General features: G+C 39.8%; 27 protein-coding genes. 22 read left to right on the top strand and 5 right to left on the bottom strand.

The window, feature by feature from the left end:
• Positions 1-18 precede the first annotated feature (18 nt).
• The 6 genes from Q1B03_RS02400 to Q1B03_RS02375 all read left to right on the top strand — a co-directional run bounded on the left by Q1B03_RS02400 (position 19) and on the right by Q1B03_RS02375 (position 5143).
• Positions 19-453: a BrxA/BrxB family bacilliredoxin gene (locus Q1B03_RS02400; RefSeq protein ID WP_299737795.1), complete on the top strand. Its 435-nt coding sequence runs from the start codon at positions 19-21 to the stop codon at positions 451-453.
• A gap of 97 nt (positions 454-550) precedes the next feature.
• The gene (locus tag Q1B03_RS02395; RefSeq protein ID WP_341356512.1) at positions 551-1336 is read left to right on the top strand and encodes a class I SAM-dependent methyltransferase; all 786 of its coding nucleotides are present in this window, start codon (positions 551-553) and stop codon (positions 1334-1336) included.
• 756 nt (positions 1337-2092) lie between these two features.
• The gene (locus Q1B03_RS02390; protein ID WP_299737791.1) at positions 2093-2683 is read left to right on the top strand and encodes a YpjP family protein; all 591 of its coding nucleotides are present in this window, start codon (positions 2093-2095) and stop codon (positions 2681-2683) included.
• Positions 2684-3154: 471 nt separating this feature from the next.
• Positions 3155-3844 carry an anthrax toxin lethal factor-related metalloendopeptidase gene (locus Q1B03_RS02385; RefSeq protein ID WP_299737789.1) on the top strand — a complete coding sequence of 230 codons (690 nt, stop codon included), beginning with the start codon at positions 3155-3157 and terminating at the stop codon, positions 3842-3844.
• A 22-nt stretch (positions 3845-3866) separates the two neighbouring features.
• Positions 3867-4661 (top strand): thymidylate synthase, encoded by a 795-nt coding sequence (locus tag Q1B03_RS02380; RefSeq protein ID WP_299737788.1) that lies wholly within the window; start codon positions 3867-3869, stop codon positions 4659-4661.
• Complete coding sequence (locus Q1B03_RS02375; RefSeq protein ID WP_299737786.1) at positions 4658-5143, top strand: dihydrofolate reductase; 486 nt, start codon at positions 4658-4660, stop codon at positions 5141-5143. Before Q1B03_RS02380 ends, Q1B03_RS02375 begins: the two co-directional genes overlap by 4 nt.
• Before the next feature lie 71 nt (positions 5144-5214).
• On the opposite strand, the gene Q1B03_RS02370 is transcribed toward Q1B03_RS02375, so the two are convergent.
• Positions 5215-5853, bottom strand: coding sequence for a hemolysin III family protein (locus Q1B03_RS02370; RefSeq protein ID WP_299737784.1), 639 nt, complete (start codon positions 5851-5853; stop codon positions 5215-5217).
• 192 nt (positions 5854-6045) lie between these two features.
• Here Q1B03_RS02370 and Q1B03_RS02365 point away from each other — a divergent pair, with 192 nt between their 5' ends.
• The 3 genes from Q1B03_RS02365 to Q1B03_RS02355 all read left to right on the top strand — a co-directional run bounded on the left by Q1B03_RS02365 (position 6046) and on the right by Q1B03_RS02355 (position 8071).
• Positions 6046-6699 carry an SOS response-associated peptidase gene (locus tag Q1B03_RS02365; protein ID WP_299737782.1) on the top strand — a complete coding sequence of 218 codons (654 nt, stop codon included), beginning with the start codon at positions 6046-6048 and terminating at the stop codon, positions 6697-6699.
• 85 nt (positions 6700-6784) lie between these two features.
• Positions 6785-7057 carry a DUF2535 family protein gene (locus Q1B03_RS02360; RefSeq protein WP_299737780.1) on the top strand — a complete coding sequence of 91 codons (273 nt, stop codon included), beginning with the start codon at positions 6785-6787 and terminating at the stop codon, positions 7055-7057.
• Positions 7058-7228: 171 nt separating this feature from the next.
• Positions 7229-8071, top strand: a complete 843-nt coding sequence (locus Q1B03_RS02355) for a DegV family protein (RefSeq protein WP_299737778.1) — start codon at positions 7229-7231, stop codon at positions 8069-8071.
• An 89-nt stretch (positions 8072-8160) separates the two neighbouring features.
• Here the strand turns inward: Q1B03_RS02355 and Q1B03_RS02350 are convergent, their stop codons facing one another.
• Positions 8161-8646: a PCYCGC motif-containing (lipo)protein gene (locus Q1B03_RS02350; protein WP_299737776.1), complete on the bottom strand. Its 486-nt coding sequence runs from the start codon at positions 8644-8646 to the stop codon at positions 8161-8163.
• Between the two features lie 225 nt (positions 8647-8871).
• On the opposite strand from Q1B03_RS02350, the gene Q1B03_RS02345 reads away from it, so the two are divergent.
• From Q1B03_RS02345 to Q1B03_RS02335, 3 genes are all read left to right on the top strand, one after another.
• A complete protein-coding gene (locus Q1B03_RS02345) occupies positions 8872-9870 on the top strand; it encodes a nucleoside hydrolase (RefSeq protein WP_299737774.1) in 999 nt (332 codons plus the stop codon).
• 99 nt (positions 9871-9969) lie between these two features.
• Positions 9970-10800: an SGNH/GDSL hydrolase family protein gene (locus tag Q1B03_RS02340; RefSeq protein ID WP_299737772.1), complete on the top strand. Its 831-nt coding sequence runs from the start codon at positions 9970-9972 to the stop codon at positions 10798-10800.
• A complete protein-coding gene (locus Q1B03_RS02335) occupies positions 10797-11384 on the top strand; it encodes a YpmS family protein (RefSeq protein WP_299737770.1) in 588 nt (195 codons plus the stop codon). The genes Q1B03_RS02340 and Q1B03_RS02335 overlap by 4 nt, the downstream gene beginning before the upstream one ends.
• A gap of 76 nt (positions 11385-11460) precedes the next feature.
• Here the strand turns inward: Q1B03_RS02335 and Q1B03_RS02330 are convergent, their stop codons facing one another.
• Positions 11461-12201 (bottom strand): DUF4397 domain-containing protein, encoded by a 741-nt coding sequence (locus Q1B03_RS02330; protein WP_299737768.1) that lies wholly within the window; start codon positions 12199-12201, stop codon positions 11461-11463.
• Between the two features lie 333 nt (positions 12202-12534).
• Between Q1B03_RS02330 and rsgA the strand changes: the two genes are divergently transcribed.
• The 4 genes from rsgA (at position 12535) to Q1B03_RS02310 (ending at position 15389) form a co-directional block, all read left to right on the top strand.
• The gene (rsgA, locus tag Q1B03_RS02325) at positions 12535-13560 is read left to right on the top strand and encodes a ribosome small subunit-dependent GTPase A (protein WP_299737766.1); all 1026 of its coding nucleotides are present in this window, start codon (positions 12535-12537) and stop codon (positions 13558-13560) included.
• Between the two features lie 259 nt (positions 13561-13819).
• The gene (gene msrA / locus Q1B03_RS02320) at positions 13820-14365 is read left to right on the top strand and encodes a peptide-methionine (S)-S-oxide reductase MsrA (RefSeq protein ID WP_299737764.1); all 546 of its coding nucleotides are present in this window, start codon (positions 13820-13822) and stop codon (positions 14363-14365) included.
• Complete coding sequence (msrB, locus tag Q1B03_RS02315) at positions 14358-14780, top strand: peptide-methionine (R)-S-oxide reductase MsrB (protein WP_299737762.1); 423 nt, start codon at positions 14358-14360, stop codon at positions 14778-14780. The genes msrA and msrB overlap by 8 nt, the downstream gene beginning before the upstream one ends.
• 108 nt (positions 14781-14888) lie before the next feature.
• Positions 14889-15389 (top strand): PTS glucose transporter subunit IIA, encoded by a 501-nt coding sequence (locus tag Q1B03_RS02310; RefSeq protein ID WP_299737760.1) that lies wholly within the window; start codon positions 14889-14891, stop codon positions 15387-15389.
• 92 nt (positions 15390-15481) lie between these two features.
• Here the strand turns inward: Q1B03_RS02310 and Q1B03_RS02305 are convergent, their stop codons facing one another.
• Positions 15482-16063, bottom strand: a complete 582-nt coding sequence (locus Q1B03_RS02305) for a DUF502 domain-containing protein (protein WP_299737759.1) — start codon at positions 16061-16063, stop codon at positions 15482-15484.
• Between the two features lie 164 nt (positions 16064-16227).
• Between Q1B03_RS02305 and Q1B03_RS02300 the strand changes: the two genes are divergently transcribed.
• Positions 16228-16368: a YjcZ family sporulation protein gene (locus Q1B03_RS02300; protein WP_082051089.1), complete on the top strand. Its 141-nt coding sequence runs from the start codon at positions 16228-16230 to the stop codon at positions 16366-16368.
• Between the two features lie 66 nt (positions 16369-16434).
• Here the strand turns inward: Q1B03_RS02300 and Q1B03_RS02295 are convergent, their stop codons facing one another.
• A complete protein-coding gene (locus tag Q1B03_RS02295; RefSeq protein ID WP_299737754.1) occupies positions 16435-18219 on the bottom strand; it encodes a methyl-accepting chemotaxis protein in 1785 nt (594 codons plus the stop codon).
• Positions 18220-18560: 341 nt separating this feature from the next.
• Here Q1B03_RS02295 and Q1B03_RS02290 point away from each other — a divergent pair, with 341 nt between their 5' ends.
• From Q1B03_RS02290 to ablB, 5 genes are all read left to right on the top strand, one after another.
• Positions 18561-19868 carry an aspartate aminotransferase family protein gene (locus Q1B03_RS02290; protein ID WP_299737752.1) on the top strand — a complete coding sequence of 436 codons (1308 nt, stop codon included), beginning with the start codon at positions 18561-18563 and terminating at the stop codon, positions 19866-19868.
• A 2-nt stretch (positions 19869-19870) separates the two neighbouring features.
• Positions 19871-20569, top strand: a complete 699-nt coding sequence (locus Q1B03_RS02285; RefSeq protein WP_299737750.1) for a 3-oxoacid CoA-transferase subunit A — start codon at positions 19871-19873, stop codon at positions 20567-20569.
• On the top strand, positions 20548-21210 hold the full coding sequence (locus Q1B03_RS02280) for a 3-oxoacid CoA-transferase subunit B (RefSeq protein WP_299737747.1): 663 nt from the start codon (positions 20548-20550) through the stop codon (positions 21208-21210). Before Q1B03_RS02285 ends, Q1B03_RS02280 begins: the two co-directional genes overlap by 22 nt.
• Before the next feature lie 14 nt (positions 21211-21224).
• A complete protein-coding gene (locus Q1B03_RS02275; protein ID WP_299737745.1) occupies positions 21225-22490 on the top strand; it encodes a peptidase in 1266 nt (421 codons plus the stop codon).
• Between the two features lie 193 nt (positions 22491-22683).
• Positions 22684-23517, top strand: coding sequence for a putative beta-lysine N-acetyltransferase (ablB, locus tag Q1B03_RS02270; RefSeq protein WP_299737744.1), 834 nt, complete (start codon positions 22684-22686; stop codon positions 23515-23517).
• Positions 23518-23553 lie beyond the last annotated feature (36 nt).

Here is a 23553-nt window from a genome sequence, read left to right as displayed (position 1 = left end):
GGAAAGGGTTGATTATAAATGTCAATGGCTTACGAAGAGTATATGAGGCAGTTAGTTAAACCGATGAGACAAGAACTTACACAAGCAGGCTTCAAAGAATTGGGTACAAAAGAAGAAGTAGAGAATTATATGGAAAATGCAGATGGAACAACCCTGGTCGTTATTAACTCTGTATGCGGGTGTGCAGCGGGACTTGCAAGACCCGCTGCAACGCAATCCGTCATGAATAATGAAAAGACACCTGATCACCTCATTACTGTCTTTGCTGGGCAAGACAAAGAGGCAACAGCCAAAATGAGAGAGTACTTCGAAGGGTACGAACCTTCCTCTCCATCAATGGCTTTACTTAAAGGAAAAAAAGTCGTTCATTTCATCCCGAGGGAAGAAATTGAAGATCATGACATTTCATCGATTATTTCCAATTTATCCACAGCTTTTAACGAAAATTGCTAAAGACCAAAAAGAAACGGGTGACTCTGTCATCCGTTTCTTTTTATGGTAGGATAATTAAAACGAAAGAAAAACCGTAAAACGGTACCATTAAAGGAGAATGTATATAGTGTTTGTCACAACATGCGGGAGAGCGAACCAGGAAGTCATAGAAAAAGCACATAAAACAGCAGAGATACTCGATATTCCCTATATCCCCAGAAAGAAGAGATCGATTTTACACCATATGAATCTGCAAGAGCAAGACTGTTTAGTGATTGGAAAGGAGAGATTAGAACTTCATACAAGAGAAGAAAATAGCGAACCTTTCTTTTTCCATCCCAACTCCGCTTCCTTTAGAATCAAAAGAGTCATGCGCGGGGAGACCGATCCACTCATAGAAGCTTGTGACCTTAAAGAGGGTATGAGTCTATTGGACTGTACGCTGGGTCTTGCTTCAGATAGTATTATCGCCAGCCATATTGTAGGCGAAAAGGGAAGAGTAGTCGGAGTAGAAGCGAATAAGTATATTTCTCATGTCCTACATCACGGCCTTCAGGACTGGGTATCTCCACTCAATGAACTAAATAGTGCAATGAATCGAATCACCGTCATCAACGGACAATTTCAGGAAGTATTAAAGGGTATTCCAAATAATGCATTCGACGTCGTTTACCTTGATCCGATGTTTGAAGAAGCCTTAACAGATTCTCATGGAATTAACCCCATCCGCCAATGGGCCAGCTATACACGCTTAACAAAAGAAGGAATAGAAGAAGCAAAAAGGGTGGCCAAAAAGCGGGTAGTATTAAAAGAACACTTTCAGTCACCGTTATTCAAAGAACTGGGGTTTGACGTGATCAAAAGACCATCAGCCAAATTTCACTTTGGAATCATTCGAGTATAATCTTTTAATTTAGTCTCTCTTCGCGAAGATTGCTAGCTCTGCAGGACTCTGTCAATTGGTGTGTGCTAGATGGTTCGGGGAACTGCTCCGCTTTCCCCGAACGTTCGCCCAGCCTCCTCAGCTTAGCCTAACGGGGTCTCGGCACGCCAGCATTGCGCAGGAGTCTACGCAGTTCCCCTCACCATCGTTACAGAATTTTTGTGACAGATCTTAAAGGTGTGCAAAAAACAATGTAACTAGAAAAAATATTTTTCTTCCTTAAAAAAATCAATACCTCCTCACCTTAATGAGGATGATTGACAAATTTCTTGTTTTTTATGGATTTCTATTAAGGATACATGCTCAGAAAGTTGATTGGAGCGGAAGGAGGCTCACCGCCAGCCCCGCGGAAAGCGAGCATCCTGGAGCGGAAATCAACTATTACTTTCTCCTCTACAATAGCAACAAACTTTACGAAGAGAGCCTTGTGAAAATAACCTTTTTTAAACAATAAAATAGACAGGCATCTTAAGCCTGTCTAATCATCTAAGTATTAATCAGTAAATCCTAGTACAACGAAATAACCTAATAGAAGTAAGTATCCAATATTGATCATAAGTCCTGTATCCATCTAGTTATCCTCCTTACAAAGTATCCTCTTTAATATACTACCACATAAAGATTTTTATATCCTACAAAAAAATGAAACCTTTTTCACTTTTTATCCGTAAGAAATAGTATAATAATAGACGTAATACATAGGAAAGGACGTTATCTATGTCAATCTGGCTCAAAAAGTCGTTTTTTATACTGCTATCCATTCTAACCTTTGGACTTGTTTCTCCTTCACAAGCCTTTCTTAATGAACAAAATCATACTATGGCAAAAGGCAATGGAAAGCCTCCGTCGGTTGAATCTGTTCCAGAGGAAGTACTGGAAGAGGAGTCTTCCATTTCCCGGGAGGATTTCATAGGGATAATGATGGTACAAGCAGAGAAAAATGCTTATGAAAAGTTCGGGTCTAAGATCAGGCCAGTTATTGAAGACGAATTCAAGTCTTTAATCCTTCCTAAAATCGAAAAGGCGATAGCTGATACAGCTATTCAATTTCCAGAAGAAGACTTAACGTCACTTACTATTTCAGAAGTGCCCCAATATGCAAAAACAGAAAAGATTTTTCATATTTATGACCAACGCTCTGGTGAAGATGTCATACGGTTTCATGTAAGAAAAGACCATCCGCCTAAAGATGGCTATTACTTCAATTTTCACTATCATACAGTGCATGATCAATTTCAGGCACATCATGATTTAGGAAGTATATATTGGGATAAAAACACTCCGCCACAATGGATGAGTGTCTCCTGATTTCAACGTCCATATTAGAATAAAGGCAAGTGCGTGAATTATGCGTGCTTGCTTTTTTGTGTCAAATTGAATGGCAGGTATGCCTTATGCTTGTCGGGGCAGAACGAGCCGCCTCTGCTTTAGTTATCATCCAGCTCCGGCGGCTTGCCCCTCGAGGTCATAAGTCAATCTTGCCCTAAAGGCAAAAACCGCCTTTTGTGCAAGCTCGCCTTATGCTTGTCGGGGCAGAACGAGCCGCCTCCGCTTTAGTTATCATCCAGCTCCGGCGGCTAGAGGCTCGAGGTCATAAGTCAAACCTGCCAAAAAGGCAAAGAGCGCCTTTCCGCCAGGTTCGCCTTATGCTTGTCGCCTCTGTCCGAGCCGCCTCCGCTTTAGTTATTGGAAACAATCTCTCCTAAAAACAACTCTATCATTATGTTAAAATAGTAATAACATCATGATACTTTCCTTAGAAGAAAGGAGGGACAATAAGTGAAGCGTATATTCATCATCCTCGCTATTTCGGTTACTCTGGTCATTCTGTGGACCAACTCAAAAGCCGACTACAGTGGAACCCTCTTAAAGCATTCTCCTCTTAAAACACAATTACAACTTCAATCCAGTAAAGAGTTAGAAAATATGGTCCTGTTGCCCCAATCAACCTATGATAAAGCAACTGCAATGGAAATGATTGAGAGATTAGATCGGATTCCAACCCCACTTTTAGAGTCTACGAATTCACAGGATATTAAAATAAGGCTGTTTGTAAAAAAATTAACCGATTTTTCTACCACAAGTCACTTGAAAGGAGTTACCCCAAGAGGGTACACTAATAAAAGTATCACGTGGGATGACGTTCCTGGAATTGGTGGATCGAAGCTAGTTTTAGTCAAAATTGGTCACAGTGAGAAAGGGAAGGGGCATAATTCGTTTAATTTAGAATTGCATGAACTCGCCCACAGTATTGATCGTTATGTCTTAACGGACCTTTATTATGAGCTCGAATTCTTGCCTCTTTGGAAGAGAGAAGCTCCACGGGTATTCCCGAACGAACCCTATTTTCTTCAATACAAAGAAGAATATTTTGCAGAAACATTTGCCATGTATTATTTAAACTCAGAAACTAGAAATCTTCTAAAGAAGAAGGCACCAGCAACATATCAATTTTTTAAAGAACTATAAACTTTTAAAAGGTGTGGTCAGTGTGAAGCAATATTTAGATTTGTGCAAACATGTTCTTGAAAATGGCACGAAGAAAGAAGATCGAACAGGTACAGGCACGATGAGCACGTTCGGTTATCAAATGCGTTTTGATCTAAAGGAAGGTTTCCCTCTTCTTACGACTAAAAAACTGCATGTGAAATCCATTATCCATGAACTCCTTTGGTTTTTAAAAGGGGATACGAACGTTGAATATCTTCAAGAACACGGAGTCCGAATTTGGAATGAATGGGCCGATGAAAACGGAGAGTTAGGTCCTGTATATGGTCATCAATGGAGATCGTGGTCAGGAGCGAATGGTGAAACGATTGACCAAATTACGAATCTGATTGATACGATTAAAAACAATCCAGATTCCAGAAGAATGATCGTAAGTGCGTGGAATGTTGCGGATGTAGATCATATGGCTTTGCCTCCTTGCCACTGCTTATTCCAGTTCTATGTAGCCGATGGCAAATTATCCTGTCAGCTATACCAACGTTCCGCTGATGTTTTCCTCGGCGTTCCTTTTAATATAGCTTCATACGCTCTATTAACAATGATGGTAGCCCAGGTATGTGATCTGGAAGCTGGAGAGTTCGTTCATACTTTCGGTGATGTACATATCTATCAGAATCACCTTGATCAAGTGAACTTACAGCTTTCCAGAGAACCTAGATCATTACCATCATTATCTATTAATCCAGAAGTGAAGGATATTTTTGGATTTAAGTTTGAAGATTTCACCCTTGAAGAATATGATCCACATCCACATATTAAAGGAGCCGTGAGTGTATGATCTCTTTTATTTGGGCAATGGATCAGAATCAACTAATTGGGAAAGACAATGGATTGCCATGGAGGCTTCCTGAAGATCTGAAATACTTCAAGAAAACGACAAATGGACATGGAATCGTCATGGGAAGAAAAACGTTTGATTCCATCGGTATGCCGTTACCAAAAAGGGAGAATGTCATTCTTACAAGAAATACAAGCTTTCAACCGGAAGGCTGTCTCGTCCTGCATTCTGTAGAGGATATCCTGGAATGGGCAGAAGGAAGGGACTCTGAAACCTTTATTATGGGCGGAAGAGAAGTGTACAAGCAGTTCATCCCTCATGTAGATAAGTTGTATGTAACAGAGATTCATCATGAATTTGAAGGCGACACGACCATGCCTTCCATCCCATGGGAGAATTTCACTTGTGTCTCATCTGTTAAAGGATTGAAGGATGAGAAAAATCCTTACGACTATGAATTTAAGGTATATGTACGTAAATAGATGAGAAGATAATAAAAGGGTACTGCCGGGATATCCCGGCAGTACCCTTTTATTGAAAAACATAACCATACTTAAACGTAAAACAAGATACAGAAATACATAAAGCTGCTTCCTGCCAATACGAAAAGATGCCAGATCGCGTGATTGTAAGGCAGTTTGTTCCACACGTAGAAAATGGCTCCGATGGAATACATGATTCCGCCTGCCAGCAACAGTCCGAATCCGGCACCGGTAAGACTGGCATATAATGGTTTTATGGCAATGATGACAAGCCAGCCCATCACAAGGTAAAAGAAGGTGGAAACGACCTGGAAACGTTGAACAAAGTAGCATTTAAATACAATTCCTACAATGGCGAGTCCCCAGACAATCCCAAACAATGTCCATCCCAATGCACCTCTCACACTGATTAGCATAAATGGAGTATAGGTTCCGGCGATCAGGATATAAATAGCCGAATGATCTAAAATGGCAAATAGATTCTTTACTTTTGAAGGCTTAAAGCTGTGTAACAAGGTTGAAAATAAGTATAGAAGAATCATTGAGGAACCGAAGATAGAGAAGCTCACAATATGCCAGGCGGATCCTTCATGTACGGCGAATATGATTAACATCACTAAAGCGGGTATGCTCAAAATTAATCCGATTCCGTGGGTAATGGCGTTTGCAACTTCTTCTTTCCAATTGGAAAAATCGAAATCATATGTCAAAGAAGTCTCATCCTTTCTATAATGCCCTCATTGAACGCTCAATGAGTCAACAATGTATATATTTATGATAATCCTCTTATCGTCATTGTGCAATCATTAACATAGTAAAGGATTAAAGTGCGCCTTTTGGATTAGAAATTCTTCTCATTATGATGTATATTCCTAAGTAAAGAAACGAATGAGGTGACAGTGGTGTGCGGTAGGTTTTCCTTAACGACTCCTTTAGAAGAATTAGTAAGACAATACTTAATTGATGAATTCCTTGAAGAATGGCAGCCTCGATACAATATTGCCCCATCACAAAAAGTTCTTTCCCTTATATCACATAAGGGCAAGCGCAGAGCGGGAGAGATAACGTGGGGGCTCGTTCCTCATTGGGCAGAACGGAAGAAGTGGAAACCGTTGATCAATGCCCGCAGTGAAACCTTATTGGAGAAACCCAGCTTCAAATCCCTTGTCCATTCGAAAAGAATGGTGATATTTGCAGATGGTTTCTATGAATGGAAGAAGGAGAACACACAAAAGGTTCCTGTGAGATTTCAATTAAAAGAGGATGAGCCATTTGTATTTGCCGGGTTATGGGATCGTAATGGGGAGGGGGCAACCTCTACGATTCTTACAACAGAAGCTAACTCACTTGTAAAACCGGTTCATGAACGAATGCCTGTTATACTCACGAATCGTGAGGCCATTGAAAAATGGCTGAATACGGACGATTATTCATTTGAGGAAGCGTCCTCGGTTTTAAAACCGCTTCAGAAAGACGGAATGAAAGGGTACCAGGTATCCAATTTCGTTAATTCACCCAAACACGATTCGGTTGAATGCATACTGCCTGTTTCTTAAGAGATCTTTAGAAAAAATATTAGTATTTTTGCATGATTAGACATTTTATGCGCCGTGAAATGGGGTATAATAAGAGTATAAACGGGTGAAAAAGAGGATTGATACTTTGCTGACAAAAACCATTGAGTTCAAATCAACGGATGGACGGAAGGTCAAAATCTTGGAAGTTCCTGTCATGAAGGAAGATAGCCCACTTTATCTAAGGGTAAATCTTAGGCTGAATCAATTTATTTCAAAGATTGTCAATCAGAATCGGCATAAGACCATCTTCAGCTTTAGAGAATATTTAAAGAGAACGACGAAATGGTCAGAGTATGAAGAAATTTATCAATCAGAAGAGTTAAAGAATAATGCATAATTCTAAAAGGGGCAGGTCCTTTAGCGTGAAGGTTACGTTGGGCCTCTCCTTTTTATTTGGGAATTATAACATCTAGATAGATTGCAACGTGAAGAAATCCCTGCTATCTATTTAAATCCGTAGCATTTAACGATATAATACTATTGATATGGGAGATAGGATGTGGCAAAAATGACCAAAATAAATATTGTAACAGACTCGACGGTGGATTTATCCGATGAGGTCGTAAAAGAACTTGATATTCATGTAGTTCCTCTATCCATTTCAATCGATGGAGAAACGTACTTAGATAGAGTTGATCTTTCGCCTTTAAGCTTTCTTGAGAAAATGAAAGCTTCAAAGGAATTACCCAAAAGTTCGCAGCCACCAGCAGGAACATTCGTTGAACTTTATGATGAACTAGGAAAAGATGGTTCGAAAGTTTTGTCCATACATATGACAGGTGGAATGAGTGGAACTGTCCGCTCAGCGGAATCGGCTGCTGAAATGTCTTCATCAGATGTTACAGTTGTGGATTCACGTTTCATTTCCAAAGGACTGGCTTTCCAGGTAATTGAAGCTGCAAAGCTTGCAAAAGAAGGTAAATCCCTTGAAGAAATCCTTGGAGCCATAGAAGAAATTCGTCAAAATACAAATTTATTTGTTGTTGTTGATACACTTGAAAACCTGGCAAAAGGCGGAAGAATCGGAAAGGGACGGGCAATGATTGGTTCCTTGCTTAACATTAAACCTATCGCTTCTTTAGAAGGTGGCGAGTATACTCCCGTAGCCAAGGTCCGTAGCCATACACAAGTGGTCAAATACTTAACAACACATTTCTTGGAAGACGTTAAAGGCAAAACGATACGGGGTGTAGGACTTGTTCATGCAGATGGACTGGAGCTGGCTCAAAATCTTAAGGCTAAGATCATTGAAAAAACAGGTTACGACCAAATCGATATCGTTCCGACAACACCAATCATCAGTACGCACACTGGAATTGGTGCAATAGGATTTATGTATTACACGGATTGATTTATTACGATAAGACGAAAGGGGATTTTTCCTTTCGTCTTTTTTTATATAAAAAAAAAGACAGCAGAAGATTCTCCTGTCTGTATTCATCATGAGGGCATCGGCGTCGGAGTAGGCTTAGCGTACCCTTCTTTATATTGTTCATCAATAAAGTTCCTAATTTGTTTGATGGACTCACCATTCTTGTATTTCACAATGGACTCTGCCGCAATTTCCAAACATACCTGACATCTTGTACCGTGATCATCCCAAACCACTTTTTCACCTTTTATTTCGTAAACAAAGCAATTCAGGTTGCTCTCATGTCCAGCTGAATCACCGCAACCGCAATAACAAGGGATATATTGTAACAGCTCAGGATTTTTAGCAGCCGAAGAATAAATAAGCTTCATATTGTCATCTTTATCGTTAAGGAAAGAGGGAAGTGTATCAACAGAAGCGGTTTCTTCACGGATATCTCCATTAGCGGCTGTATGATCATGGTGAGCTTCCTCTTCCTGATTACTTGAACAACCGGTGATAATGCCTAATAAACCTATAACAAGTGTGAAATATAATAAGAGATTTTTCTTCATACGTTCACCTTTCCTATTAGTTTGTACATGTATTGTACCATTTTTAAAAAGCAGGTACGTACCATTTCTTGAAGATTTTATGTATCTTCTTGCGTCCTCATAACCAAATCAATCATATCATAGAAATATAATAGGTAAGAAAGCTCAGTCTACTCTTCAAGGTATTGGTCAAATGGCATGACGATTCTTCCTATGCAGTAAATAAATGAAAGGAAGTGTCCGAATTTGTATGATAAGAAGAAGGTATTGGTGATTTCAGACTTTGGAATCGATGATATTGTCGCTGTATTGTATGCTTACTATAGTGATACGATTGAAATAGTAGGAATTGTTTCTGACTATGGAAATGTCTCTAAAGAGAGTGCGTTGAATAACGTCAAATACCTTCAAGGCCTCACCGGGATAACCGATATCCCTGTCATCAGGGGAGCGGTCTCTGCTTTAACCGGTGCACAACCTCAATTCTATCCCGAGGTTCATGGGATATCCGGGTTAGGACCCATCATCCCTGAACAAATAGAACTTGATAGCTATGAAATCAGTGAGAATTTCTATGAAATCAATGCACTAATTGATAAGTATGCAGGAGAATTATTTATATTCTCTGCCGGACGTTTAACTTCCTTAGCAACAGCCTTTGTCCTATATCCAGAAACAATGAAAAAAGTGAAAGAATTCTATGTAATGGGAGGGGCATTTCACGTACCAGGAAATGTAACCCCGACTGCAGAAGCGAATTTTTTTGGAGATCCTTATGCAGCGAATATCCTGATTCAACTCGCACCCAAAAAAATCCACCTCATTCCTTTAGATGTAACGATGTATGCACTCATAACACCTTCCATGATTGATTCCCTTCATGAATATTATTTAAAATCAAATGACAAAGTCGGGCAGATCATTAAGCCGATGGTGGATTATTATTATGACTTCTACAAGAAGACTTACCCTGATATATCCGGGAGTCCCCTGCACGATCTATTGGTTATATGGGCTCTTGCCGATGGGGAAAAAATGATATTTGAAGAGGTACCCATCCGGGTTGCCGTCAATACGGGATGTACTTTTGGTCAGAGCATAGGAGATTTTAGACAATCAAAGGAAAAAGCACCATGGCGGGTTCATAAAATCGCGAAGCAGTTCAACTATGGACAGTTTATAACAGAAGTATTCGCTACATTCAAATCAGGTTCCAGCCGTCAGTTCATTAAAGAAGACAAATGAGTCACATGAATTTACATGTTGATAATGTTTTGTTTACAAAGGTTTCATGACTAAACAAGCGTGATATAATAATATTAAAGTGCAAGCGAGGTGACGTATATGAAAAAATTAACGATTCTCATGCTTGCTTTTGTTTTTTTCCTGTCAGGCTGTTCGTTAGAAGATGCTGCTAAGCATATTACAAGAGAAGTATCCATGTGGGATAAAGATAATCCGAACGAAACCTTCATACCGCAAAATTTAAAAGTTGTTTCCGTGGGAGATTCACTAACTCAAGGTGTAGGAGACAGTACGAAAAAAGGTGGATATGTACCTTACTTAGAGGAACATCTGGAATCATTAGATGGAGTAAAAGACGCCCAATTTCATAACTACGGGGTAAGAGGGAACCGTACCGACCAATTATTAAAAAGATTGAAAAAGGAAGATGTGAAAGAATCGATTGAACAATCCGATTTAGTCATGATCACGATTGGCGGAAACGATGTTATGAAAATTTTCCGTGAAAATTTATCACACTTGAAGTTAGATGTGTTTCAAGAAGAGAAACGACAATACCAATTGCGGTTACAAGAGATTATCGAGACGATCAGGAGCTATAACCCAAATGCAGGAATCGTTCTTACAGGGTTATATAATCCATTTAATACATGGTTTTCTGATATAGAAGAAGTCAACCAGGTGATTCATGATTGGAATGATGCCAGCCAGGAGGTTCTTTCAGATTATGATAAAACCTTATTCGTTAAGATAGAGGACTTATTTATTGATGCAGGTGATACTTTGTTATATGAAGACTACTTTCATCCAAATGATGAAGGATATAAAATGATAGCAGATCGTATGTTTATAAACCTGACAAACGGGAAAACATTAGCAACATTGACAGATAGAACAGATTCTGTAGAGGAAGAGGAGCAGCCGTCATGAAGAACAAATGGAAGGTTGGTTTTTTTGTTCTTTTAGGTGTGGTATTAATAGGATTAGCCATCATTGTTTCAATGATCTTTATGCCGATAAAAGACGATACATTGCCTAAGAACAACGAAAATCCCAACCAGGAAGTAGGATTTAACGTTAATACTAATAAGAAAGATCTTAATCTCATTATTGAGCATTATATTGAAAAAGAAGGAATGAAGGGACCTGTTGATTATAATGTTCAATTAAAAGATGATGTGGAATTAAAAGGGTCTGTACCCGTTTTCACTTCAAACATTGATTTTAAATTGGATTTCGAACCAAAAGCATTAGAAAATGGAGATATTTTATTGAAACAGAAATCAATCTCTGTAGGATCACTGAATCTGCCGGTTTCCTATGTAATGAAAGTGATGAGAGATTCATATAACTTTCCAGACTGGGTGAAAATTCAACCCAATGATGAATTAATATACGTTTCATTACAGGAAATGGAACTGAAAAGTGATATAAAAGTAAGAGCAAATGAATTTAATCTGAAGGATGATACTATTTCTTTCCGATTATTAGTCCCTGTGGACCGTGCTCAATAAAGGAAGGTGGCCTCCTATTGGAAGCCACCTTTTTCTTACGAGACAATCAGTGATTGAACCCGAAAGATGGATATTATTACCCTTTTAATAGTATGGCCTCAAGCTGCGGTGTTCCGTTGGCTAATCCAACAGCTACTATAGTGTATGCTTGATTAGGGTTTAATTTTACATTTGGGATACTCAGGACGCTGTTTTTGCTTCCTGCCACCCTTGCCTCAAGATTGACCGTCATTGGAGTTAATCCAAGGTATTCAGTAGCTTGTTTGAAGGAGACATTTGGAAAAACAACATCTCCGCCTTTTACTGCAATATCAACTGCAGGTGCGTCTGGCGAAAGATGAATGAATTTGACCTTTGTTTCCCCATTTGGAACCGTTGGATCATCAATAAATGGCAACAGTTGCAGTTTATTAAGGGTACCTACAGCTGCAAGTGTATAAATCTTACCTGGATCAATTTTCACTTTTTTACTTATTACAGTCGTCACACTTGTACCGGCTGGATAAACATCAATATGATATTTACCAGCCGGTAATGTTAAATAGTCACTTACATCTTTAAAGGCCACATCTCGTAAAACGCGTTTTGCATTTACATACACATCTACATTAGGTGCATCAGGTACTGCATGTAATACGCGAACATACGAAGGCTGGGTGGATGTAGTCATATCAGCGCGCTGTGCTTGCAAAGCCAGCCTCATGTATTTTAAATGTTTTTGATAGTAATGAATATGCATGGATGGATCTGAGTATTTATAATAATCGGATAATAAGTCATACATCGCTGCTTTATTCAAATAATCGTGTTGGCTCATCCGTTATCTCTCCTTTTTCTTTATTAACACAATAGATTATGCGAAAGAGAAAAAAATGGTGAAAGAACCTATTTTTTGAATAAATCAGAAATATTTCTTGCGTTATAGAAGAAAATAATGGATAATTAAATTAATAATTGAGAAAGTGGGTGATGACATATGAACTTATTATTGATTTGTTATACAAGTAAACTAAATACGCTTCAAAATGGTTCTGCGCGTCAACTCACTTTTAACGGGATAATCTGATTTTTTTCATTCTTTCAATCTTGAAAAAATCCGTTGGCGTGCAGAACTGCGCATCGGATTTTTTTAATTTTGGGAGGAACTGAATTGAATAATAGAGAAGAAGTATTTGAAATGATGAAACACTTTGAGGAAGAAGGATATATGTTAGGAAGAGTTGTGACCGAGCAGAAGGGTGCCTTCATGGTTATGACCAAAACAGGAGATCTATTAAGTAAAATATCCGGGAAGCTCAGGTTCCAAACGGTTAAACGTGAAGATCTTCCAGCAGTAGGTGATTGGGTTCTCCTGAGCGAAGAAGGAGCAATCATTGAAAAGGTCCTGACGAGAACAAGTAAATTTTCAAGAAAAAAAGCAGGAGAAGAAGCGGAAGAGCAAATCATTGCCACGAATATAGATACCGTTTTCATTCTTTCTTCGTTAAATGATGATTTAAACAGTAAACGGGTGGAGAGATATTTACTTCTATGTTGGGAAAGCGGGGCAAATCCCGTTGTCGTTCTTACCAAATCTGATACATGTGAGGATATTGAAGAGAAAAAGAGAGAAGTTGAAAGCAAATTGCTGGGGGTTAAAGTATTAGCCATAAGTTCTGTAAATCATGAGGGAATTGAGGAACTGCAGCCCTATCTGGAAAAGGGGAAAACGGTCGCCCTTGTCGGTTCTTCAGGAGTGGGTAAGTCCACCCTAACCAACCTCTTAGTAGGAGACGACGTCCAGAAGACGAAACAAATTAGGGAATCCGATGATAAGGGGCGCCATACGACAACGCATAGAGAGTTATTCTTATTGGGCAATGGTTCTTCCATCATTGATACGCCAGGCATGAGAGAAATCCAACTTTGGCAGGGGCAAGAAGGATTATCCACGCAATATAACGAGATCGAGGAGTTGGCACTGCAATGCCGATTCACCGATTGCCGTCATGTGGATGAACCTGGTTGCAAGATTAGAGAAGCGATTGCCGAGGATTCCCTTTCCGAGGAACGATTTGAACATTATCAGAAATTGCAAAGGGAAATCGCCTACATGGAGAGAAAAGGGAATAAGCGATTGGAATCTTTGGAACGTAAGAAGTGGAAGAATATCGGTAAACAAAGAAAACTTAAATAATGGATTAAGGATTGACCCCGGGGTCAATCCTTTTTTTTATTTCTAAAGTTCTTTTTAATAAGATGTTGTTTTTTAGGTAGATGTTGTGAAATCAACCACCTCCCTCCTGATTAAATTCCAACAACGTCTAAGGAAACAGCTATGTTTGTATTTCTTAAGCAATTGAACAAGCTTTAAATTTTACCTTTATAACTTAAATGCGTTAAAATCTCATACAAAGGGAATAGTGAAAGAGAATGAAGTGGAAAGGATGATGAGCATGTCAGAAGCTTCGAAATATCAGAAAGCTACATTTGCTGGTGGTTGTTTTTGGTGTATGGTAAAACCGTTCGATGAACAGCCCGGAATCGGTAGTGTCATATCAGGTTATACGGGAGGAACCGTTCCGAATCCAACCTATAAAGAAGTATGCTCTGAAACGACAGGTCACTATGAGGCCGTTCAAATTGAATACGATGCTTCCCTGTTTCCTTACGAGAAACTATTAGAAGTGTATTGGCAACAAATCGACCCAACCGATCCCGGTGGGCAATTCTTTGACCGTGGACATTCGTATAAAACGGTGATTTTCTACCATAACGAAGAGCAAAAGAGGATGGCAGAGAAATCTAAAAAGGAGCTTGCAGAATCAGGTAAGTTTCAAAAGCCGATTGCAACACAGATTTTACCTGCGGATAAATTTTATCCTGCAGAGGAGTATCATCAGGATTATTACAAAAAGAACCCTGCCCATTATAATCGATACAGCAGAGGATCTGGAAGAGTAGCGTTTATTGAAAATCATTGGGGGGAAAAGAATGAGTAAAGAAGATTTAACGAAAAAGTTAACTCCTGAACAATATGATGTCACGCAAAACAACGGGACAGAGCCACCATTTAGAAATGAGTATTGGAATACGTTCGAAGATGGAATCTATGTAGATATCGTATCAGGTAAACCGCTCTTTAGCTCTAAAGACAAGTATGATGCCGGTTGTGGCTGGCCAAGTTTCACGAAGCCAATTGATGAAGAGGAAATTTCAGAAAAAGAAGATCGAAGTCATTTTATGGTGAGAACGGAAGTGAGAAGTACGGAAGCAGACTCTCACCTGGGTCATGTATTTAATGATGGACCTGGACCAACGAAGCTCCGGTACTGCATCAATTCAGCAGCTTTACGATTCGTCCCGGTAGAAAAGCTCGAAGAAGAAGGATATGGGAAGTACAAAAAAATATTTTAAAATAATGAATTGTTGTGAAACCCTTCACATATGTGCTAAAATAGACTTCTCATGTTTACAATGAGCTACATATGTGTATATAAAATATAATTAGGAAGGTGAATGATTATGTTAAAGAAGCTTTTTGGAAAAAAAGAAGAAGCGCCTAAAACCGTTAATGCAGTTGCACCTTTAACGGGTACATTAAAATCACTTGAAGATGTTCCAGACCCGGTTTTTTCTCAGAAGATGATGGGAGATGGAATTGCAATCGACCCGACAGAAGGTAAAGTCGTTTCACCTGTAGACGGCGAAATCATGCAGCTTTTCCCAACAAAGCACGCAGTGGGTATCAAAGCGAAAAACGGTGCTGAAATTCTTATCCACATCGGTCTTGAAACAGTATCAATGAACGGTGAAGGCTTTGAAGCACATGTTTCAGAAGGGTCAAAAGTGAGTATGGGAGATCCATTAATTACGTTTGACTTAAATCTAGTGAAAGAAAAAGCAAAAAGTACCATCACGCCAATCATCTTAACAAACGGCGATGACATGGATGAGCTCGTAAAAAAAGAGTTAACTTCTGTGATAGCAGGACAAGATGAGGTATTAGAGATTTCATCTAAATAATGAAGCATGAAGAGACCGGCATGTTTGCCGGTCTCTTTTTTGAGGAATGGACATCCGGACCTGATAACGTTCTTATCTAATCAGCTTAACAGCTATTTCTCCTTCTTCGTCGTCATTCCACCCGACAAGATAAACTTCATCGCTTCTTCAGATTTAATATCAAGTATTTCAATATCAGTTTTAGGAATCAAAAAAGTGACTCCGGCTACTTGGAAGGTTTGGGGTACGTATACTGCAACGTGATCTTGCAGGTCATTATGCAGGTCTGCAAGGTTCTCTGTTGTGATAAAGCCCATGCATTTCATCGTTGTGCCAGGCATTTTGATGAGTGCCACTTTGGAAAAGGATTTCTTTTCTCCTAAGAAGGAGTGGATGGTATCCTTTATTACCGAGTAAATCGTTTTGACAAAGGGGATCTTGTGTAATAGAACGTCTACTATTCGAATGATCGTACCTGTGAAAAACTTGGTTGATAGCCAGCCAAGAACGGTCAAGAGAATGATGGTGGCGAAAAGTCCGATACCAGGAATATAATTTTCATCGAGGTATGGTTTTAATACATTGCCTAATAAACCGTCTAGAAATAGAAACATTTTATATACAACATAGGCGACCAGGCCAATTGGGACTATTGTAAGAACACCATTAATAAACGACTTTAAAAACCATTTCATGCTGTCACTTCTCCAATCTTCGGTTAAAACCTACCCCTATTATATAGAAAGGTTATAGTGCAGAAAAGGTGTGTCCCTAAATAAAATAGGCGAATACACAAACCTTTTCTAGGTAGATGACATACAGTGTATTGTAAATAAATATTTCATGAGGAGTGATAGGTATGAACTATGGTTATGGTTGTGATCCATGTTATCAAGGTGGATATGCTTATCCAGTTGCCGGTTACAATAATTTTGCGTTGATAGTTGTGTTATTCATCCTGTTAATTATTATTGGAGCCGTTTGTTTCTGCGGGAAGTGATTCATGGTTTAGAAGTGAATCACGAAAATAAAAGGGAGCTGTCACTTCGACAGCTCCCTTTTAGTCTTAAATTTTAAAACTTGAAATGAGTTCTTTTAATTTTTCCGCTTGTTGGGAAAGCTCTGAGGCGCTAGCTGTTACTTGTTCCATCGCAGCTGATCCTTCCTCAGATGCAGCAGCAGTGGTTTCTGTGTTAGAAGCAGTCGCTTCAGCAATTTCATTGACCAGGGCAAATGAAGTAGCGACTTCTTGACTGAGATTAAGGGTTTCCTGGATATGACCAACCATTTCTTCCACGACAACCGTTGTTTTAGTAGTTTGGCTTAGAATATCTTCAAGGGAGGCGTTTGTTTCATTTGTCATTTCAACCCCTGCGATTACCTCTTTCACTCCATCAGAGTTCTGTTTCATGATGACATTCACTTCTTCTTGAATACTGTGTACGATTTCGGTTACACCTTTCGCCGCTTGTCGGGATTGTTCCGCGAGTTTTCTGACTTCATCCGCCACCACGGCAAAGCCTCTTCCATGTTCCCCGGCGCGTGCTGCTTCAATAGCTGCATTCAATGCAAGTAGATTGGTTTGTTCTGCAATGTCAGTAATGGTTCCGATAATGGTCGTAATTTGTGAAGAACGCTGTCCTAACGCTTCTACGGTTTCACTTGTATTGGACATGGTTTCTTCAATACTCAGCATTTTTGATGAAGAAGCTTGAACGGTTTTTCCGCCCCTTTCAGCAACTGCTCTCATATCACGAGCGGTTTCTTTTACCATCTCTGCTTGATTGAATAAGAAACGGGCGGCTTCTTCCAAGCTATTCATTTTGTCTAATGAAGTAGACATTCGACTTGTTGTCTGATCGCTTCCAGCCGCAATTTCGGTAGATGTTTCTGCAATGGAAGTTATCGTGCGTGACGTTTCTTCGGCTGAAGCAAGAAGCTCCTGACTGCTGGCTGAGACGTTTTCCGCCATTTCAGAAACCTGTTTCACAAGGATCGCGATTCCTGCAATGAGTTGATTCGTATCAGATGCGAGGTCTGCCAGCTCATCTTTGGATTTTACATGAATTCGTTTTGTTAAATCTCCACCTGCGTTCGCAATTTCTAAAATAGAACGACTGATCTTCTTTGTGTTCATTTTAATTGTATGAGATAAGATGACTCCGAAGAAAATAGCTAATATAACCGCGAATGCTGATAAGCCAATGGTCACGATCTTGGATAGGTAAACTTGTTGATTTAGAGATTCAATACGATTGTTCAGATCTTTTTGTTGGTCGACTACGATCATATCTACATATGAACGGATTCCATCCAGGTATTTCTTACCAGTACCCGATTCAACAAGGGTAGCTGCTTCCTCGAGCCCTTTATCCTTTCTTGTCTCGATTACCCGATCAACAAATTGCATCCAAAATCCATATTGAGCTTCGATCTTATCCAATTTATCAAGCTGTTTCTGATCATCCTGTAATAGAGTAGTCAACTCTTCAAAATGACTCTCTACCTCACCTTTACCATTTTGATAGGGTGCTAGAAATCCTGTTGCACCTGTAATGACAAAACCTTGTTCCCCAATTTCAATTTCATTTAATACCTTTGATAGATCTTTTACTTTTGTATCAACCTGCATATCGTATGTAATTAACGTGTTGATTTCTTTTTCCAGCTTCAGCATATTGAAGTAAGAGGTAGAGGCAAGGACTAAAAGGACAATTGTCAATAACCCGAATGACAGAACCACTTTTCCCCTGATTGTCCGAAAATAAGAGAAGACCCCTTTGCTTCTACTAGAACCTTCTTTCTTAATTCTCTTTCTTTTTGTATGTTTTTCTTTTGTCTTCTTCACCATTTCCCCTCCTGAAGATAAGTAAAAAGTAGCATCTAAGGATGAACTTACCATTATTTTATACATATAGACCTAATTTATCTAGTCACTCCATAAACTTTTTGTCGAATTTTTGAGAATTTTAGTATATTTCAACCAATAAAATATGGCTAAAAGAAAAAAAGCTATCACTTTTTACCAAGCCTTTGACGTTTAACAAAAATTCATCTGTATTATTCTTTTTTCTTAAAGGAAAGAAAGATTCCGCTTTTCATACATATGAATAATGGTAGGGAAATCTTTATGTGCAACCAGATGAGCGAATCGAAAGAGAGTACGAATCTGATTCTTTCAGGAGGGGGATTATGCCTCATTCGCATTTAATAAAACCACTGATTGGTGAACACTATCCGACAATTGATTATGGAAAAGGTGTCTATTTGTATGATACCGATGGACGGGAGTATATGGATGCTTGTTCTGGAGCGGTTACTGCAAATGTAGGACATGGCATGGAAGAAATTCTTCAATCTATTGTGAATCAAGGAAATAAAGTAGCATTTGTGTATCGTTCTCAATTCAGTAATCAGCCAGCTGAGGATTTAGCGACATTCCTTCATGAGAAGACAGGTTATCCATGGAGTTTCTTCGTGAATAGTGGTTCTGAGGCTGTGGAGACGGCCATCAAGATTGCTATTCAGCATTGGCAGGAACAGGGGAAACCGATGAAAAGAAAAATTTTATCCAGATGGCTGAGTTACCATGGTATCACTTTCGGTGCTTTATCTGCTTCAGGTCACCCAACCAGAAGAGAACGATTTGACTCCTACTTAGGAGACTGGCCAACAATTGAGCCTCCTTATTGTGCTCACTGTCCTTTTGGAAAAACACATCCATCATGTGATCTTGCGTGTGCTTCTCAATTAGAAACGATGATTAGCAGAATAGGAGCCGACAATATTGCTGCATTTATGGCGGAACCGATCATCGGTGCCGCAGGTGGGGCGATCACTCCCCCAAAAGGTTATTATGAACGGATCAAAGCAATCTGTGAGAGACATGATATTTTGTTTATTTCAGATGAAGTGATGACCGGATGTGGTCGGACTGGGACTTTTTTAGCTTTAGAGCAGTGGAAAGTGAAAGCCGATATTGTAGCGATAGGTAAAGGGTTAAGCGCCGGATATGCCCCTATCGCTGCGACCCTCATTTCCGACAACATAATGGAGCCGATATTGAATGGGTCGAAAGTTATTATGAGCGGTCATACATTCAGTGGGAATCCAATGTCTGCAACAGCAGCACTTGCTGTTCTGAAACTGATTGATTCAGAAAAGATGATTGAAGGTGTCGATCATAAAGGAACATACTTGAAAAATCTAATAGCAAAATTAAAAACTGAATTTTCCTTTGTGCAAGATGTGCGAGGAAAAGGACTCATGTTGGGAATAGAGCTGAGTTCCCTTGGAGCACCTTTTACTTCTTATATTGTTCAAGCGGGGGTTGAATGTGGGATTTTGTTATATCCCGCAGCGGCGGGGATAGATGGAAGGAAGGGCTCCGCCATTATGGTTGCTCCCCCATTAAACAGTTCAAAAAGGGAACTTGAGGAAATGGTTAAAAGACTCAGAAGAACCTTTCAACTAGTAGAAGAGAATTGGAAGGAGATCTAAATATGCCCGGTCTTCACAATAAAAGAAGCAGTTATGAAAATATAAAACAATTTTTTTATGATGGAATGACTTTGATGTTCGGAGGATTCGGAGGGGTGGGATCCCCTCCTACTATAAGTAAGCATTTATTGGATTGGGGAACTCAGGAAATCACGATTATAGGAAATGATACAGGTTTTCCCCATATCGGTATTGGACAATTAGTAGCCCAAAACAGAGTAAAGAAAGTGATTGCTTCCCATATCGGATCTAACCCGATTGCTGGTCGTTTAATGAGTGAAGGGAAGCTTGAGGTGGAATTCTCTCCTCAGGGAATATTGGCAGAGAGAATTCGGGCAGGGGGAGTCGGGTTGAAAGGAATCGTAACCGAAATCGGCGTGGATGATCCATATTTAAATAAAGGAAAACCCATACTGGAGATAGATGGAAACCGCTTCTTATATGAAACCGCCCTCGTTGCTGAAGTTGGGGTTGTGTATGCCAAAAAAGCCGACACATTTGGCAATCTTATTTATGATAAAAGTGCCAGAAATACGAATCCACTTGTGGCTATGGCCGCGGATATTACGATTGTGGAGGCAGAAGAAATTGTGAATGTGGGTGAATTAGATCCTGAGGAAATTGTCACGTCGGGTGTTTTTGTAGATCATATTGTTTTGTCTAAAGGAGTCGACTGGAAATGGGCATGGGAAACGAATTGAAGGATAGGTTAGCCAAACGTGCGGCTTTAGAAGTGAAAGAGCATATGATTGTTAATTTGGGAATCGGAATACCCTCCCTTGTTCCGAATCATCTTACCCCGGGGTTTCCTGTTGTATTTCAATCGGAAAACGGAATTATTGGAATGGGGCCTGCACCGGGGGAAGGGAAAGAGGATGAAAACTTGTGTAATGCAGGAGGATTCCCAGTCTCATTAATGAAGGGAGGCTGTTATACAGATAGCTCCATCGCATTTGCCATGATTCGCCGGGGCAAGATTGACCTTACGATCCTAGGCTCGCTGCAAGTCAGTGAGAAGGGAGATCTTGCAAACTGGATTATCCCCGGCAAAAAGGTACCGGGAATGGGGGGCGCAACCGAACTTGCGTCAAAAGCAAATAAAGTCATTGTACTCATGACCCATTTAGATAAAAATGGTGAGAGCAAACTCGTGCGGGAATGTACGCTCCCATTGACGGCCAGGTCTTGTGTCTCCATGATTATTACGGACCGGTCTGTCTTCACAATTGAGAATGATCAATTGATATTGTGTGAAATATTCAGTCCCTACACACTTCAAGATATTAAGGAGACAACAGATGCCCGTTTCACATTAAGCTCTTGCTTAAAATATTTACGTTAAAAGGAGGGCCCCATTTGGAAACTCATCGTCTCATCAGGGAAATAATAGAAGAAAAAAAGAAAAGGACCACCAGGCTTCTGCAAAGATTAGTCCAAGAGGATAGTGTAAGAGGAAATGAATCAAAAGCGCAGGCAATCGTAATAGAGAAGTGCCGTAAACTTGGTTTAGAGTTGGATATTTGGGAGGTGAACGAAAACGATGTAAAGGATCATCCCTTTTACCGGTGCGATCGAAAGGAATTCAAAGGAAACCCGAACGTGGTCGGGGTACTGAAAGGCCAGGGTGGTGGAAAGAGTCTTCTGCTAAATGGACACATTGATGTTGTACCAGAAGGTGACAGGAAGGATTGGACATATGATCCATATGGTGGTTTGATCAAAGACGGAAAGCTTTATGGACGCGGGGCAACGGATATGAAGGGAGGAACTGTCGCTTTACTACTCGCTATTGAGGTTGTGAAGGAGTTAAAAATTCCCCTCAAAGGTGATATTATCTTTCAGAGTGTGATTGAAGAGGAAAGTGGTGGAACTGGTACCCTCGCTGCATTGGTAAGAGGGTACAAAGCAGATGGTGCAATTATTCCCGAACCTACCAATATGAAGATTTTTCCTAAGCAGCAAGGTTCCATGTGGTTTCGTCTTAGAGTAAAAGGGAAATCTGCCCATGGAGGAACCAGATACGAAGGGGTAAGCGCCATAGATAAAGCATACACAGTGATTAACTCTCTTCAGCAACTGGAAGAATCTCGAAATCAGAAGGTGGATGATCCTTTATATAGCAATATTCCTATTCCGTTACCGATTAACATCGGTAAAATAGAAAGTGGGAAATGGCCATCTTCCGTACCTGATTTGGCTGTAATTGAAGGAAGGGTGGGGGTTGGTCCGTGGGAAACCCTGCAAGAAGTAGAAAAGGAGGTTGAAGCTGTAATCTCAAGCCTGAAAGAGGTTGATTCATGGTTTGATCATCATCCAGTGGAGATTGAATGGTTTGGTGGCAGGTGGCAGCCGGGCGATCTTTCTCGTGATCATGAAATCGTGGAGAAACTTTGTTGTCATGCCAAAGAAGTATTGGGAATCACTCCAATCATTGAAGCTTCTCCTTGGGGAACGGATGGAGGAATCCTTTCTCAGGGAGGGAATATTCCGGTTGTCGTATTTGGTCCTGGTACAACCGAGGTGGCTCATGACGCAGACGAATACATTGAATTGGATAGAATCTACCAAACTGCTGAAATTCTTACCTTATTTATTATAGATTGGTGCAATAAACAGTCATAATTTTCTTTTTTAAGGGGTATAGGATAACAAATAGAAACCTTTCGGGGGCCTCAATGTAATCCCTTAAACTTCATAACCTCCACAGAAGGAACAACTCACTTGATTAAAGACAGAGGTTGTTCCTTTTTTGTGTTGGTTTGTTTCATAACTTATCCTTTCATTTCATATGTTGGTTAAAAAGGGGCTTATAAGAATGCAAACATACGAATTTATAAAACAACCGAAGCTGGAAGCTGCCATTTACAAGGATGGCTACAACAGGCGACTGCGGGTGGATGAGTTTAGAGGGAATCCAGGATTGTTATGGGAGTATGTTAAGAGAGAAACTGAGTCCAACCTTTATGAAAAGGTGATTGTGAAAGCAAGATGGAATCAATCTCTCTTTTTTTTGGAAAAAGGCTTCATCTTGGAGGGGGGGGTAAACGCTTACTTCAATGGTGATAAGGCTTTATTTATGAGTAAGTTTTTAACGAATGAAAGAAGAAACAGTTCGTACTGGAGCAAAGAAGACGACATTCTCCAATCGGTTCAACAGCTTGATAGGCAAGCGCTTGTAAGTTCTGAAACGATTTCTGTCGCCACTGAGGAGAATGCAGTGCAATTAGCCGATCTGTATCAGGAAGTATTTAAGCTTTATCCTGTACCATTGCACAATCCCGACTATGTGAAAGAGTCAATGAAAAGTGGGACAATCTTTGTTTATATCGAGGAGGAAGGAAGAATCATCAGTGCTGCTTCTGCTGATGTGTCTTTATCCTGCAAGAATGCCGAATTGACGGATTGTGCTACACGCACTTCCTATCGAAAGGGAGGATATATGAAACATCTGATACGAAAGTTAGAAGGTGAATTACTGGATAGGGACATTTTCTGCGCCTATACGATTGCAAGAGCACTTTCATTTGGTATGAATGCAGTATTCCATCAGCTTGGGTATCGATATGGGGGAAGACTGGCGAATAATTGCATCATCTTCGACAAAATGGAAGATATGAACCTATGGGAAAAAGATCTAAGTGAAATGTAAATGGATAAAAACCAATTGTGGTTTTAATTCATAGGC

The sequence above is a fragment of the uncultured Rossellomorea sp. genome (genome assembly GCF_947488365.1).
Classification (GTDB): Bacteria; Bacillota; Bacilli; order Bacillales; family Bacillaceae_B; genus Rossellomorea.
The sequence above is the reverse complement of the archived record's forward strand: the minus strand, read 5'-3'. Positions and strand labels throughout refer to the sequence as shown.